At 53.5% G+C, this 13,961-nt stretch carries 13 protein-coding genes; 8 read left to right on the top strand and 5 right to left on the bottom strand.

The window, feature by feature from the left end; translation table 11 throughout:
* Positions 1 to 295: 295 nt before the first annotated feature.
* Positions 296 to 541: a sulfurtransferase TusA gene (gene tusA, locus DES37_RS21530; RefSeq protein ID WP_036114382.1), complete on the top strand. Its 246-nt coding sequence runs from the start codon at positions 296 to 298 to the stop codon at positions 539 to 541.
* 5 nt (positions 542 to 546) lie between these two features.
* Here the strand turns inward: tusA and DES37_RS21525 are convergent, their stop codons facing one another.
* Together DES37_RS21525 and DES37_RS21520 are read right to left on the bottom strand one after the other, a co-directional pair.
* Positions 547 to 2,811 (bottom strand): zinc/cadmium/mercury/lead-transporting ATPase, encoded by a 2,265-nt coding sequence (locus DES37_RS21525; protein ID WP_425451733.1) that lies wholly within the window; start codon positions 2,809 to 2,811, stop codon positions 547 to 549.
* 132 nt (positions 2,812 to 2,943) lie between these two features.
* Positions 2,944 to 3,570 (bottom strand): lysoplasmalogenase, encoded by a 627-nt coding sequence (locus DES37_RS21520; protein WP_036114234.1) that lies wholly within the window; start codon positions 3,568 to 3,570, stop codon positions 2,944 to 2,946.
* 156 nt (positions 3,571 to 3,726) lie between these two features.
* Between DES37_RS21520 and DES37_RS21515 the strand changes: the two genes are divergently transcribed.
* On the top strand, positions 3,727 to 4,086 hold the full coding sequence (locus DES37_RS21515) for a DUF2500 domain-containing protein (RefSeq protein WP_036114230.1): 360 nt from the start codon (positions 3,727 to 3,729) through the stop codon (positions 4,084 to 4,086).
* A gap of 9 nt (positions 4,087 to 4,095) precedes the next feature.
* Here the strand turns inward: DES37_RS21515 and DES37_RS21510 are convergent, their stop codons facing one another.
* Both DES37_RS21510 and rsmD read right to left on the bottom strand, forming a co-directional pair.
* On the bottom strand, positions 4,096 to 4,365 hold the full coding sequence (locus DES37_RS21510) for a DUF1145 family protein (RefSeq protein ID WP_036114227.1): 270 nt from the start codon (positions 4,363 to 4,365) through the stop codon (positions 4,096 to 4,098).
* Positions 4,355 to 4,951 (bottom strand): 16S rRNA (guanine(966)-N(2))-methyltransferase, encoded by a 597-nt coding sequence (gene rsmD, locus DES37_RS21505; protein WP_110027844.1) that lies wholly within the window; start codon positions 4,949 to 4,951, stop codon positions 4,355 to 4,357. Before rsmD ends, DES37_RS21510 begins: the two co-directional genes overlap by 11 nt.
* Positions 4,952 to 5,198: 247 nt before the next feature.
* Here rsmD and ftsY point away from each other — a divergent pair, with 247 nt between their 5' ends.
* From ftsY to rpoH, 4 genes are all read left to right on the top strand, one after another.
* Positions 5,199 to 6,671, top strand: a complete 1,473-nt coding sequence (ftsY, locus tag DES37_RS21500) for a signal recognition particle-docking protein FtsY (RefSeq protein WP_110027843.1) — start codon at positions 5,199 to 5,201, stop codon at positions 6,669 to 6,671.
* Between the two features lie 2 nt (positions 6,672 to 6,673).
* Complete coding sequence (gene ftsE / locus DES37_RS21495; protein WP_036111349.1) at positions 6,674 to 7,342, top strand: cell division ATP-binding protein FtsE; 669 nt, start codon at positions 6,674 to 6,676, stop codon at positions 7,340 to 7,342.
* Positions 7,320 to 8,399 (top strand): permease-like cell division protein FtsX, encoded by a 1,080-nt coding sequence (gene ftsX, locus DES37_RS21490; RefSeq protein ID WP_425451732.1) that lies wholly within the window; start codon positions 7,320 to 7,322, stop codon positions 8,397 to 8,399. The genes ftsE and ftsX overlap by 23 nt, the downstream gene beginning before the upstream one ends.
* 271 nt (positions 8,400 to 8,670) lie before the next feature.
* Positions 8,671 to 9,528, top strand: a complete 858-nt coding sequence (rpoH, locus tag DES37_RS21485) for an RNA polymerase sigma factor RpoH (RefSeq protein WP_036111343.1) — start codon at positions 8,671 to 8,673, stop codon at positions 9,526 to 9,528.
* A gap of 58 nt (positions 9,529 to 9,586) precedes the next feature.
* Here rpoH and pdxR read toward each other — a convergent pair whose 3' ends face one another.
* Positions 9,587 to 11,095, bottom strand: a complete 1,509-nt coding sequence (gene pdxR / locus DES37_RS21480; protein ID WP_110027841.1) for a MocR-like pyridoxine biosynthesis transcription factor PdxR — start codon at positions 11,093 to 11,095, stop codon at positions 9,587 to 9,589.
* 129 nt (positions 11,096 to 11,224) lie between these two features.
* On the opposite strand from pdxR, the gene DES37_RS21475 reads away from it, so the two are divergent.
* Positions 11,225 to 12,505, top strand: coding sequence for a 4-aminobutyrate--2-oxoglutarate transaminase (locus DES37_RS21475; protein ID WP_110027840.1), 1,281 nt, complete (start codon positions 11,225 to 11,227; stop codon positions 12,503 to 12,505).
* Positions 12,502 to 13,956 (top strand): NAD-dependent succinate-semialdehyde dehydrogenase, encoded by a 1,455-nt coding sequence (locus DES37_RS21470; RefSeq protein WP_110027839.1) that lies wholly within the window; start codon positions 12,502 to 12,504, stop codon positions 13,954 to 13,956. The genes DES37_RS21475 and DES37_RS21470 overlap by 4 nt, the downstream gene beginning before the upstream one ends.
* The last annotated feature ends 5 nt before the right edge of the window (positions 13,957 to 13,961 follow it).

Genomic DNA, 13,961 nt, shown 5'->3' with positions numbered 1-13,961 from the left:
CACGATATGCGCCATAGCGATGAAAACCGCCGAATGATACGCAGTTGAACAGGTTTTGCAATGGTTAATTTTAACGCAATCGTTCACGCTGCTTGCGCTACCGTGTGCTCTGCGTAAACTAGAGCGGTTGGTTCTTACAGGCAGAGGCGCGCGCGGTTTTGCCGTAAGGTACATGGTAATAAATGGCGAATCAGGAACCCTGGTTTCCCGTTCTGTTCTTTTAAAACCCCATGATAGCCGGGTGAGATACACGGGCTTATCATCTGCCTGGTTTTATGACTTTTTAGAGAAAACTATGTCGAATCTGTTTTCCAGCCCTGACCACATGCTTGATGCGCAGGGGCTGCGTTGCCCGGAACCGGTGATGATGGTGCGCAAAACGGTGCGTGGCATGCAACCCGGTGAAACATTGCTGATTCTGGCTGATGACCCGGCAACCACTCGCGATATCCCCGGTTTTTGCCGTTTCATGGAACACGAGCTGGTAGCCCAGAGCACAGAAACCTTGCCCTACCGCTACCTGCTGCGTAAACAACACTGATTCTGTTACCGGGCGCGCTGGCGTAACAGCCGCAAGGCATTTAATGTCACCAGCGCTGTGGCGCCTGAGTCGGCCAGTACCGCCAGCCACAACCCGGTTATTCCCAATAAACTGGTGACCAGAAAAATACCTTTCAGGCCAAGGGCGAGGGTGATGTTCTGGCGGATATTGTTGTGCGCAGAACGTGCCAGGCGAATCATGTCGGGTAAAGCACCCAGGTTGCTGTGCGTTATGGCTGCGTCCGCGGCTTCCAGTGCGACATCGGTTCCGTTACCCATGGCAATACCTGTCGTTGCGGCCTTCATTGCCGGAGCGTCATTGATACCATCTCCTACCATGGCGATTGCGCCCTGTTCACGCAAACGCGCTACCGCCGCCACTTTATCTGCAGGTAGTAAACCAGCCTGAAATTCAAGCCCGGTGTCCCTGGCAATTGCTGCCGCCGCCCGTGGGTTATCACCGGTTAACATCGTGCCACGGATCCCCATAGCCTGAAGCCTGGCAATGGCATCCCGGGCATCCGGGCGCAGGGTATCCTGCAGGGCAAAGTAGCCCAGTAATTGCCGGGAAGTGAGTGCCACCACCAGAATCAATGTTCTCCCGGCCGTTTCCTGGTCGGTAATGGCTGCACGCTGTTGAGGCGTGAGTACGCCATCGGGTGCGGCATCTGGCGCGCACAGGAAATAATCTTCACCGTTAATTTGTGCCTGAATCCCTTTACCCGGAACCACTCGCTGATTCAGGGCTTCGGGAAGTGCCAATTGCTTTTGTTGGGCGGCGGTAACAATTGCCTGTGCCAGTGGATGAGTGGCACCTTGTTCAACAGTTGCTGCCAGCCGCAACAATTCATGTTCACTGATTTCAGCGCAGGTTTCAGTGTGAACAATGGATGGCTTGCCCAGGGTTAATGTTCCGGTTTTGTCAAAGGCGATATGGCGTACTGTGCCCAGTTGCTCCAGTGCTGCACCGCCTTTAATCAAAGCGCCAAAACGTGCACCAGCCGCCAGCGCAGAGGTAATGGCGGCCGGGGTGGAAATAACCAGCGCACAGGGGCAACCAATTAATAGCAGGGTCAGCCCCTTATAAATCCATTCCTGCCAGGGTGCGGCAAACAGCAAAGGCGGAAGTAAGGTTGTCAGCAGTGCCAGCAGGATAACCAGTGGTGTGTAAACCCGGCTGAAGCGGTCAATAAAACGCTCAACTGGCGCTTTACGGCTTTCCGCCTGTTCAATCAGGTTGAGGATCCGGTCGATGGCGTTTTCCCCCGGGCGGGATACAACAGTGAGTGTTACCCGGTTTTCCACACTGGTACTGCCCGCTGGCACCACATCATATTGCCGGTGAACGACAGGAACAGATTCGCCAGTGAGCGCACTTTCATCGAAGCTGGCGATGCCATCATTTAATGTACCGTCAGCCGGAAGCCGCCCACCTGCGGCGATTTCAATAATATCGCCAGGGCGCAACGATTCTGCCGGAACGGTTTCCCGCTGCCCATCTCGCAGGCGCGTAGCGGTATCGGGTTTTAACGCCATCAGCGCACTGACACCACTGCGTGCTCGTTGTGCAGCGTAACCTTCCAGGTGTTCGCCCAGCATAAACAGCAACAGGACCATGGCAGCTTCAGCTGTAGCGCCAATAAATAACGCCCCGAGGGCCGCAACAGTCATCAGGGTTTCAATACTGAATGGGCTGCCGGTTTTTATGGATTTCAGTGCCTGGCGGGCAACTGGCCACAGGCCAACCAGCGTGGTCAGGATAAAGGCCACTTGCCCGGCTGTGGGGGAAAATGCGCGAACAGCCCAACTGCAGAGCATCATGGCAGTTAACGCCAACAGTGGCAGGTAATCGCGCCATGTGTGCGTTGGCACAACCGGCTGGGTATTGCTGTGCAAACGGTAGCCTGCGTTATTGACCGCACGCTCAACCTGACTACGAATATCGCTGTCGGCATCCACAACCAGTTTTTCACTGGCGAACACAACCTGCACCTGTTTCGCTTCCGTTAGCTGGCGTACGGCTGTTTCAACTTTTCTGGCACAGGCCGCGCAGTCCATTCCTTCCACTCGCCATTGAAAACGCTGGCTGGCTGCCTGCATTTTGCTGGTTGTGGCTTCGGCATGCGGCGTTGCGGTACAACAGGCCGTTTCGCCCTGGCAACAGGACATTTTGGTGGGTTGTACTGCCGATGGCGCAATGGGCTTAAGCCGGGCCGTACTCAATGACGGAACCTGGCGTTGGGGTAAATTGGGTGGCGGTGCGATACGCATACAGTCTCCGGTAAAAAGCAGGGCCTGTATGGATGCTAATCTCTGGAGTCAACTCCAGAGTCAAGTAAAAAATGCGTTTGCCGTTGCTAACGGGAACGGAAAATATCTGCTTTACCCTTCCCGTCGCCATTTTTACAGATAGAGCGAGCGAACAATCAGGAAGTGCCCGGCAAAATAGAACGCGGCCGTTATTGCGCGGTCGGCGCTAAAACGCCGCCTGAAGTGGCTGAATAGCCAGATGCTATGGCTGATTAGCAGCAACGCGGTACCAACAAAGGCCGAAAAGCGGGTATCCACCGGGCGGGCAAAGTAGAGCTCTGCCGCCAGCCACACCATGACCAGAGTCATCCCCACAAACGCACAAACAGGCCAGCGCAGTTCACCTAATTTGCTCCAGACAACTGCCAGTAACAGGGCACCCAAAACCGCCAGCACTACCGGCACCGGCCACCAGAGGCCAAAACTCATCTGGCTGGCGAACCAGACGGTATAAAGCAGGTGCGACAGAAAAAACGCACCAAGGGCATAAATAAAGCGCTGAGTGGGTAGCAGTAGTAAGGCGTCCCCGGCCATGGATGCTACTACTCCGGCGAGTACCAGGTAGCTCATTAAATTAAACATGGGGGCTTGCCAGGCCAGCAGTAGCAACAGCAACAACGTGACGGGTTTAAACAGCCAGCGCTGCCACCCAGGGCCGCGGTAGGACGCATCAACATACAGCCAACCAGAAAAACACACTGCAATAAATGACCAAAGCATAGTCACTCTCCCTGTCTGGATTGATGGGCTAAAAAAAGGGCTGGCGCATATACCTGTGCGACCTTTCCTTGTTAAAGTCTGAGCGGCAAAGTGCCTGGCTGACAACACCACTAAGCACAGAGTAGTCTGAAACTCGTTGTATCACTGGGGAAAGGTATGAGTAAACCGCCATTTTTTTTCGTTGCTGTTATTGCGGTAATCGTGGTTCTGGCTTCGTTACGTTACATGCAGCAGCGCCGCCAGGACGCGGCAAATGACAGAGCGCCAGTCAGTCTTAAAACGATGGTGGTGTCCAGTAAGCGGGAAGTGCCGGTAACGAAACGGCGTTCACGCGAACAACAAGTTTCGTCGCCTGCGGATACTGTGCGTTATGAGATGGGTTTCCGTACCCCACAGGGTGGCGTGGAAATACGTTTTCGGGTAACGGCGCAGCAATACCACGCCGTGTCCGTTGGCGACCAGGGCACGTTGCATTACCAGGGCACCCGGTTTCTGGAATTTACGCCAGCACCCTGAATACAGGCATCATGGTTTTTTTTGTTGTTTCTTTTGCCAGGCCAGCAATTCGAATACGCCGAACAAAAAGATGCGTGTTTGCTGCAATGTGCCGATTTTTGGGGAGTCTTTACCCTGGCTTGCTTTCAACAAAGTGACTTGCAGGCCATGCATAAAAAACGTGAAAACCATCGCCACATTCATAAAGTAGTTCAGCGGCTTAGGAAAGGGGTGGATCAGGTTCAATACCATAAACCCCCACACGCCGAGCATAAGCAGGCGGCCCAGATTAATCAGCATTCTGTTCTCCTTGAGCTTTGCGCAAGTACAGGCGATAGGCCACTTGCCCGGCCGTTTTTTCGCGGTGTAATTCCCAGTTACCAGGCACTGCGGGTAACCCATGCTCTGATTCGCTCTCAATATAAATCACAGCGTCTGGTGCCAGCCAGTTATTGTGCTCCAGTAATTGCACTGTGTCTTCCAGCAGCCCTTTACGAAACGGAGGGTCGACAAACACGATATTGTGCGGTGAACCGGGTTGTGCAAGGTGTGCCAGCGTATTGGTCGCCAGCACTTTACCGTTACGGGCATTGAGCGTTGCCAGGTTTTTTTGCAACTGTGCAGCGACACCGCGTTCCAGCTCAAGCAATGTCGCACTGGCTGCATAGCGTGATAAGGCTTCAAGACCCAGTGCACCACTTCCGGCAAAACAATCAAGGCAGTGCGCATCTACCAGGTAAGGAGCCAGCCAGTTAAACACTGTCTCTCTTACCCGGTCCGTTGTGGGGCGCAGGCCGGGGCTGTCTGGCACCGGGAGTTTACGCCCCCGCCACTGCCCGCCAATAATACGTATCTGGCCGGCGCCGTTAGTTTGTTTTTTCTTCATAAATCGCACTGAGCTTAAGGATGTTGCGGCTATTCTAGCGGCGAGCGCGCAATGGGGAAACCTCCATCCATTCCGGCGATGTCATTAACCTGCAGCATTTTGCAGGCAGCTTGCGGGATAGCATCTGCCGGAGTGCTCACTCGACGGGAAAGTGATAGACTGTCTCATTCAATTATTTCCATTTTTGGTCCCTGCTGATGGCATGCGGGGCATCGCCATGAATCAGCAGCGAGGAGTGTGGTCGCCGATGGCAAAAGAAAAAAAACGTGGCTTGTTTTCCTGGCTGGGCTTTGGCCAGAAGGCTGCGGAAGAAGAACAAAAACAGGATGTTGCTGAGCAGGACGCAACCCCCCGTGATGAAGACGCAGCGGCTGCGCTACAAGCCAGTGAAAGTGCGCCTGGCACAGAACAGGCGGCAGAGCCTGAAGCGGCTACACCCGCAGAGGATGAACATGCGCGCAATGTGGCAGAGCCTGAGGCAGAAAGTGAAACCAGCGCGCCTGCTGAACTGGCTTCATCGCCCGATACCGCCAGTGAAGAACATGTTGTTGAAGAAGAGGCTGTTGAAGAGGATGTGGATAATGCGGGCGTTGAGCATTCAGCCCTGGTAGCCCAGTCCGAAAGCACCGGCAACACTGTTTTGGATGAAACTGGCGGGGTTGAACAGATTCCTCAGGCCGTGCAGCTTCCTGCAGAAGCAGAAGCAGAAGCAGAAATTGCGGTAGCTCAGCAGGCAGCGGGTGATGTTGACACTGGAGCAGAAGCGGTGTCTGAGCCCGTTGAGCAGGAGAAACCCACCAAAGATGGTTTCTTTGCCCGCCTGAAACGCAGCCTGGTTAAAACGCGCCAGAATCTGGGTTCCGGATTTATCTCCTTGTTCCGTGGCAAAAAAATCGATGATGATTTGTTCGAGGAACTGGAAGAACAACTGCTCATCGCAGACGTTGGGGTGGAAACCACCCGTAAGATTATCACCAATCTCACGGAAGGCGCCTCCCGGAAGCAACTGCGCGATGCAGAAGCCCTGTACGGGTTGCTGAAAGAAGAGATGGCGGAAATTCTGGTAAAAGTAGACCGGCCGCTGGATATCGAAGGGAAAACACCGTTTGTCATCCTGATGGTTGGGGTGAATGGCGTAGGCAAGACCACCACCATTGGTAAACTGGCTCGCCAGTTCCAGCAGCAGGGCAAATCAGTGATGCTGGCTGCCGGGGATACTTTCCGAGCGGCGGCTGTAGAGCAGTTGCAGGTTTGGGGTCAGCGTAATGATATTCCGGTAATTGCACAGCACACCGGCGCGGATTCTGCCTCGGTGATTTTTGATGCTATTCAGGCAGCGAAGGCTCGCCATGTTGATGTGCTGATAGCCGATACCGCCGGGCGCTTGCAGAATAAAGCACACCTGATGGAAGAACTGAAAAAGATTGTTCGGGTGATGAAAAAGCTCGATGAAAATGCCCCCCATGAAGTGATGCTGACAATTGATGCCAGTACCGGGCAAAATGCAGTCAGCCAGACGAAGCTGTTCCATGAGGCAGTGGGTCTGAGTGGCATCACGCTCACGAAGCTCGATGGTACTGCGAAAGGGGGAGTTATCTTCTCGGTTGCTGACCAGTACAGCATTCCAATTCGCTATATTGGGGTGGGTGAACGTATTGAAGACCTGCGTCCGTTTAAAGCGGACGATTTTATTGAGGCATTATTTGCCCGAGAGGATTAAAGATGATTCGCTTTGAACATGTCAGCAAAGCTTATCTCGGAGGGAGACAGGCGTTGCAGGGAGTATCGCTCCATATGCAACCGGGCGAGATGGCATTTCTGACCGGGCACTCTGGCGCCGGGAAAAGTACATTGCTCAAGCTGATTTGTGGCATTGAGCGCCCGAGCACGGGGAAGATCTGGTTTAGCGGGCATGAGATCAGCAGGCTGAAGAACCGGGAGATCCCGTTTCTGCGCCGCCAGATTGGCATGATCTTCCAGGATCACCACTTGCTGATGGATCGCACAGTGTTTGACAACGTCGCAATCCCGCTGATTATTGCCGGTGCCGGGGTGGAAGATATCCGCCGTCGCGTCAGTGCGGCGCTGGATAAAGTCGGCCTGCTGGACAAAGCGAAAAGTTTCCCTATTCAGTTATCTGGTGGTGAACAGCAGCGTGTGGGGATTGCCCGGGCGGTGGTGAATAAGCCCGCCGTTTTGCTGGCGGACGAACCGACTGGTAACCTGGATAATGCATTGTCGGAAGGCATTTTGCGTTTGTTCGAAGAATTTAACCGCGTTGGGGTGACGGTATTGATGGCAACCCATGACACGGCGTTGATTGACAGCCGCTCTTACCGGGTACTGACACTCAGTGACGGGCATTTGCATGGAGGCGTTGCGGGTGAATAAGAATGATGCACTGAAGCGCATACGCCGCTTTGGCAATAAATTGCAGGACTTTAAAGACCGTGCAGCCAAAAGCGCGGCACCGGCTTCCCGGAATGTAAAAGCTCGCCATAAAGGGGGCAACCAGCGCGGGAAGCCTGGCAACCGTAATGTATTTAATGAACAGGTACGTTACGCCTGGCAGGGAGCGCTGGCTGACCTGCGCAGTAAACCTTTTGCCACATTTCTTACTGTAATGGTGATTGCCATTTCACTGACGCTGCCCAGCGTATGCTATATCGTTTACAAAAATGTCAGTGAAGCGGCGAACCAGTATTACCCTTCGCCGCAAATCACCGTCTATTTCGAGAAAACACTGGACGATAACGCAGCACAGCAAGTAGTGGGGCAAATCCAGGCAGAGCCTGGCGTAGATAAGGTCAACTATCTGACGCGTGACGAAGCGCTGGGCGAGTTCCGTAACTGGTCTGGTTTTGGCGGCGCGCTGGATATGCTGGAAGAGAACCCACTGCCCGCAGTGGCTGTAGTGGTACCCAAAATTGATTTTCAGAATACGCAATCGCTGACCACGCTTAAAGACCGTATTTCCCGTATCCATGGCATAGATGAAGTGCGTATGGACGACGGCTGGTTTACACGCCTGGTGGCAATTACTCAACTGGTGGGGAATGTCTCGGCCATGATTGGCATTCTGATGGTTGCAGCAGTATTCCTGGTGATTGGTAATAGCGTGCGCCTCAGTATCTTTGCTCGTAGAGATACTATCAATGTACAAAAATTGATTGGTGCAACTGATGGTTTTATTCTGCGACCGTTTTTGTATGGCGGTGCTTTGCTCGGCTTCAGTGGCGCATTCTTATCGCTGATATTGTCTGAAGTATTAGTATTGCGTCTTGCCTCTGCGGCCGGAGATGTGGCAAAAGTATTTGGCACGACATTCAGTATCAGCGGGTTTTCCTTTGATGAAGCCCTGTTATTGTTACTGGTTGCGGCAATGATTGGGTGGGCGGCGGCCTGGCTGGCAACGGTTCAGCATTTACGCCACTTTACGCCCGATTAAAAAATTTCTGGTATACTCTCCCATTGCCTGCGAGAAATCGCAGCCGGGAGAGAGACGTAATGAATAACCCGGCGTCACTTTTCTGGATGTTCATACCTGTGTCACACTTTGTGTGTAAAATATTCACAAATCGTATGTGAACTTGTGGATAACTTTGTTGTCATAGCTAAGGTGTGAATGATAGTCTCGTTACTCAACACGCTTTGGTAAAAGCATGGCTGCCTGATGGGGGTATGCTCAATACCAGGCGACAGGTGATGTGAGGATTTGAATGACCAAAGAAATGCAAAATTTAGCTTTAGCCCCGGTAGGCAATCTGGAATCCTATATCCGGGCCGCCAATACCTGGCCGATGTTATCGGCAGATGAAGAGCGGGAGCTGGCTGAACGGCTGCATTACCAGGGTGATCTGGAAGCAGCTAAGAAGCTGATTCTGTCGCACCTGCGCTTTGTTGTTCATATTGCGCGTAACTATTCCGGTTATGGTCTGCCACAGGCTGACCTTATCCAGGAAGGCAATATCGGCCTGATGAAAGCCGTGCGCCGTTTCAACCCGGATGTCGGCGTGCGCCTGGTATCGTTCGCAGTTCACTGGATCAAAGCTGAGATCCATGAGTATGTGTTGCGTAACTGGCGTATCGTGAAAGTAGCAACAACCAAAGCACAACGTAAGTTGTTCTTTAACCTGCGTAAAACCAAACAGCGTTTAGGCTGGTTTAACCAGGATGAAGTCGAAATGGTTGCCCGCGAACTGGGCGTTACCAGCAAAGATGTGCGTGAAATGGAATCGCGGATGGCAGCGCAGGATATGACCTTCGATATGCCAGGTGATGACGATTCCCATGACAGCCAGCCAATGGCTCCGGTCCTGTACCTGCAGGATAAATCTTCTAACTTTGCCGATGGCATTGAAGATGATAACTGGGAGTCTCATGCCGCTGACAAACTCACTCTGGCGCTGGAAGGCCTGGATGAACGTAGCCAGCAGATTATTCGTGCACGTTGGCTGGATGAAGACAACAAGAGCACGCTGCAGGAACTGGCAGATCATTATGGTGTCTCGGCTGAGCGTGTTCGCCAGCTTGAAAAGAACGCCATGAAAAAACTGCGAGCGGCTATCGAAGCCTGATTGCACAGAACAACATCACCCCGTTTGCCACCAGGCAGGCGGGGTTTTTTTATGCCTGTTATTCTGCCCCGGTGGGTAATGCCATTTCCGGGCAAGCCTGGTGGATGCAGGGCAGTAACTTGAGAAATGCGCGTTCCATTTCCTCTTCGGGCACACAGGCAAACCCCATCAACAGCCCCTTATGTACCCGGGTTCCGAAGTAGTAACGGGAAAGCGGGCGCACCAAAATACCCCGCGCGCTGGCGGCCTGCGCAATTGCCACGTCGTCGGCTGTTAACGGCAGATTTAAAATCAGGTGCAACCCGGCGTTGTTGTTGAAATCGCCCAACGCCTGCTCACCTAAATAACGGATAATCAGCCCCGCCAGGAAAGCCCGCCTGCGCGCGTACAATAAACGCATCCGGCGAATATGCGCAGTGTAGTGCCCCTGGGTAATAAACTGTGCCAGTGCATTCTGAGCCAGCAAATGGCCCCCACGGTACAATTCCCCATGTGCGGTTTTTAATGCGCTGGCAATGGCTTTGGGAAGCACTACATAGCCAAGCCGTAAGGCCGGGTAGAGTGTTTTGCTGAATGTCCCAATGTATATCACGGGTGGGTCACGGACCAGGCCCTGCAGGGCGGGAATGGGCTGCCCCGAAAAGCGAAACTCACTGTCGTAATCATCTTCCACAATCCAACTGCCGCTGTAGCGCGCCAGGGCCAGTAAGCGCTGGCGGCGTTCCAGGCTCATTACAGACCCTAACGGATACTGGTGGGATGGTGTGACGAAAATCAGGCGCGGTGGTCTGCCTGAGAGTGGCGGGTCTGGTGGGTTCATGCCGTACTGGTCAACACTGACAGGCGTAATCCGGACATCATTCATCCGTAAAATATTGCGAATGCCCCAGTAAGCTGGTTCCTCAACCCAGGCGTTATCGCCGGGGTTGCACAGCATGCGGCTGATTAAATCGAAAGCCTGGTGAATACCCTCAGTAATCAGAATCTGGTCCGGAGAACAATGCACAGAGCGTGCGACACGTAAATAATCCACCAGCGCGAGTTGCAGGTCCGGGCTGCCGCCCTGGCAACTGTAAGTCAGTTGTTGGGCATTTGGCCGACGGCTGAGCCTGGCCTGAATTTTACTGAACAACGCATGGGGAAAAGCGGTTACATCCGGTACTCCGGGAATAAACGCTCCCCACTGCTGCGGGCTTGCACTACTGTGGTTCAGTAAGGTCTGACCACGTAATGAGAAGGCCTGGGAGAGATCAGAGTCTTCTTCTGAGTTAAGTATTTCCACAGAGGAAAAAAATGAGTCTGGCAAAGTTTGTGCGATAAAAGTACCGCTTCCCTGGCGGGAAACGATATATCCCTCGGCAAGAAGTTGTTCATAAACTGTTAATACAGTGTTGCGCGAAAGACCGAGTTGCTGAGCCAAATCCCTGGAAGGGGGCAAACGGCTCATTGGCGCCAGGCTGCCATCAAGAATAGTCAGGCGTATTGCGTTGTAGAGCTGCTTATGCAGCTTATCTTCTGGCTGTTCTGCCAAACGTAGTTGCAGTAAATCTCCAATCAGCGAGCGCAATTGGATCCCTCAATTTTTCTTAACTGGTACTAGATTATAGGGCCATACCCTGTGTAAATAAACGTCACTGTATAAGTTTTGTTGCACATACGTGAAAGGCTGCCAGCCTAAGTGACAGGAGAATTCAGGGTGAAAAATCAGCAATTAGATAAACGTCGTCAGGATGCCACACCGCGTGGCGTGGGTGTTATGTGTGGTTTTTATGCCGAGAAAGCCGAAAACGCCACGCTGTGGGATGTTGAAGGCAATGAATATATTGATTTCTCTGCCGGTATCGCGGTGCTTAACACTGGCCACCGCCATCCCAAAGTGATTGCCGCGGTAGAACGCCAGCTCCAGTCATTTACTCATACGGCCTACCAGGTGGTGCCTTATGAAAGCTATGTTTCCCTGGCCGAACGTATTAACGAACGGGTACCTGTAGAGAAACCGGCAAAAACCACTTTCTTCTCTACCGGGGCAGAAGCGGTAGAAAACGCGGTAAAAATTGCCCGCGCTTACACACGCCGCCCGGGCATTATTACCTTTTGTGGTGGGTTCCATGGCCGTACTTTCATGACCATGGCGCTGACTGGCAAAGTGGCTCCCTACAAAATTGGTTTTGGCCCGTTCCCTGGTTCTGTATTCCATGCGCAGTACCCGAATGCACTGCATGGTGTGAGTGTTCAGGATGCAATGGACAGCATTGAGCGCCTGTTTAAATCCGACATCGAGCCAACCCAGGTGGCAGCCATTCTGCTGGAACCGGTTCAGGGCGAAGGTGGTTTTATTCCGGCTCCGGCTGAATTTATGCAGGCGTTACGCGCACTGTGCGATGAGCATGGCATTTTGCTGATTGCCGATGAAGTGCAGTCTGGTTTTGCCCGTACTGGCAAGTTGTTCTCCATGGAACACCACAGTGTTAAACCAGATCTGATGACCATGGCGAAAAGCCTGGCGGGCGGTTTCCCGCTGTCTGGTGTTGCCGGGCGTGCGGAAGTGATGGATGCACCAGGCCCTGGTGGGCTGGGCGGTACATATGCCGGTAACCCACTGTCTGTTGCAGCCGCTCACGCAGTGCTGGATGTGATTGATGAAGAACAACTGTGCCAGCGTGCCAACCAACTGGGCCAACACCTGGTGGAAGTGCTGACCAAAGCCCGCGCAACCTGCCCACAAATTGCTGAAATCCGTGCTCAGGGCTCAATGGTCGCCGTGGAATTTTTGGATCCCAAGACAGGTAAACCGTCCGCGGATTTCACTCGTGGCGTAATGCAGCGCGCAATGAAAGAAGGCTTACTGCTGCTTAGCTGCGGCGTGTACGGCAACGTGATCCGTTTCCTCTACCCATTAACGATTCCGGAAGCGCAATTCAGCAAAGCGCTGGATATTCTGAGCCGTGCTCTGGAGCAGGAGGCCGCGGCGCAATGAAACTGAATAATCCTGGCTTACTGTGCCAGCAGGCGCTGGTCAATGGTCAGTGGTGCGATGCGCAGGATGGGAAAACAGAGGCTGTCACCAACCCGGCAACGGGCGAAGTGATAGCGCATGTTCCCCAACTGAGTGCTGCTGAAACCGGGCAGGCAATCACTGCTGCTCAGCAGGCACAGGCGGAGTGGAAAGCGCTGACTGCCAAACAACGTGCCGGCTATATGCAGGCCTGGGCTGCCGCTATTCTTGACGCCCAGGAAGACCTGGCGCAGTTAATGACAGCTGAGCAGGGCAAGCCTCTGGCGGAATCCCGTGGCGAAGTGGCCTATGCGGCATCGTTCATTACCTGGTTTGCTGAAGAAGCAAAACGAATAGATGGCAGTGTATTGCAGGCTCCTCAGGCCAGCCAGCGCCTGGTGGTTATCAAGCAGCCCGTTGGCGTGTGTGCGGCGATTACCCCGTGGAACTTCCCGGCGGCAATGATTACCCGCAAGGCTGCACCTGCGCTGGCAGCGGGTTGCAGCATGATTGTTAAACCCGCAGAACAAACGCCGCTTACCGCACTGGCGCTGGGCAAACTGGCGCAGGATGCCGGTATTCCGGCTGGTGTGTTGCAAATCGTCACGGGCGATGCAGCCCAGGTTGGCAAAGTGCTGTGCGACAGCCCGGTAGTACGCAAACTGAGCTTTACGGGGTCTACGGAAGTGGGCCGTATTCTTATGGCCCAGTGCGCGCCGACCATTAAAAAACTGTCGCTGGAACTGGGTGGTAATGCCCCCATCATCGTATTTGACGATGCGGATATTGATAACGCCGTGGCTGGCATTATGGCGTCTAAATTCCGTAACAGCGGGCAAACCTGTGTATGTGCCAACCGTGTTTATGTGCAGGACGGGGTCTACGACCAGGTCATGGACAAGCTGGTACAGGAGGTTGAAAAGCTGAGCGTGGGCGAAGGCACCAAACCGGGTACCACTCAGGGGCCGCTGATTGATAGCCCGGCTATCGATAAAGTGCAGCAACACATTGCCGATGCGGTGAGTAAAGGCGCGCAGGTGGTGACTGGCGGGAAACCCCATGCACTTGGCGGGACATTTTTTGAACCGACTGTTCTGCGCGATGTAGACAAAACCATGCGGTTTGCCACTGAAGAAACGTTCGGCCCGGTCGCGCCTGTATTCCGGTTTACCAGCGAAGCGGAAGTGGTGCAGATGGCGAACGACACTATTTTCGGCCTCGCTGCCTACTTTTTCACCCGCGATGCCTCGCGCCAGTGGCGTGTTTCCGAAATGCTGGAATACGGCATGGTTGGTGTGAATACCGGTCTTATCTCTAATGAAGTCGCACCTTTCGGTGGCGTCAAACAATCTGGGCTCGGACGCGAAGGATCGCGCTACGGAATTGAGGAATATCTGGAGCTTAAGTACCTGTGTATCGATGTGAGTTGTTAATCACC

The organism is Mangrovibacter plantisponsor, from assembly GCF_003182475.1.
GTDB classification, from domain to species: domain Bacteria; phylum Pseudomonadota; class Gammaproteobacteria; order Enterobacterales; family Enterobacteriaceae; genus Mangrovibacter; species Mangrovibacter plantisponsor.
The sequence above is the reverse complement of the archived record's forward strand: the minus strand, read 5'-3'. Positions and strand labels throughout refer to the sequence as shown.

What these genes read in the sequence shown, in the direction of transcription:
- tusA (WP_036114382.1), top strand. Translation starts at nt 296, where the DNA reads ATGTCGAATCTGTTTTCCAGCCCTGACCACATGCTTGATGCGCAGGGG.
- DES37_RS21470 (WP_110027839.1), top strand. Translation starts at nt 12,502, where the DNA reads ATGAAACTGAATAATCCTGGCTTACTGTGCCAGCAGGCGCTGGTCAAT.
- DES37_RS21515 (WP_036114230.1), top strand. Translation starts at nt 3,727, where the DNA reads ATGAGTAAACCGCCATTTTTTTTCGTTGCTGTTATTGCGGTAATCGTG.
- rsmD (WP_110027844.1), bottom strand. Translation starts at nt 4,951, where the DNA reads ATGAAGAAAAAACAAACTAACGGCGCCGGCCAGATACGTATTATTGGC.
- DES37_RS21510 (WP_036114227.1), bottom strand. Translation starts at nt 4,365, where the DNA reads ATGCTGATTAATCTGGGCCGCCTGCTTATGCTCGGCGTGTGGGGGTTT.
- ftsE (WP_036111349.1), top strand. Translation starts at nt 6,674, where the DNA reads ATGATTCGCTTTGAACATGTCAGCAAAGCTTATCTCGGAGGGAGACAG.
- rpoH (WP_036111343.1), top strand. Translation starts at nt 8,671, where the DNA reads ATGACCAAAGAAATGCAAAATTTAGCTTTAGCCCCGGTAGGCAATCTG.
- DES37_RS21525 (WP_425451733.1), bottom strand. Translation starts at nt 2,811, where the DNA reads ATGCGTATCGCACCGCCACCCAATTTACCCCAACGCCAGGTTCCGTCA.
- DES37_RS21520 (WP_036114234.1), bottom strand. Translation starts at nt 3,570, where the DNA reads ATGCTTTGGTCATTTATTGCAGTGTGTTTTTCTGGTTGGCTGTATGTT.
- ftsY (WP_110027843.1), top strand. Translation starts at nt 5,199, where the DNA reads ATGGCAAAAGAAAAAAAACGTGGCTTGTTTTCCTGGCTGGGCTTTGGC.
- ftsX (WP_425451732.1), top strand. Translation starts at nt 7,320, where the DNA reads ATGGAGGCGTTGCGGGTGAATAAGAATGATGCACTGAAGCGCATACGC.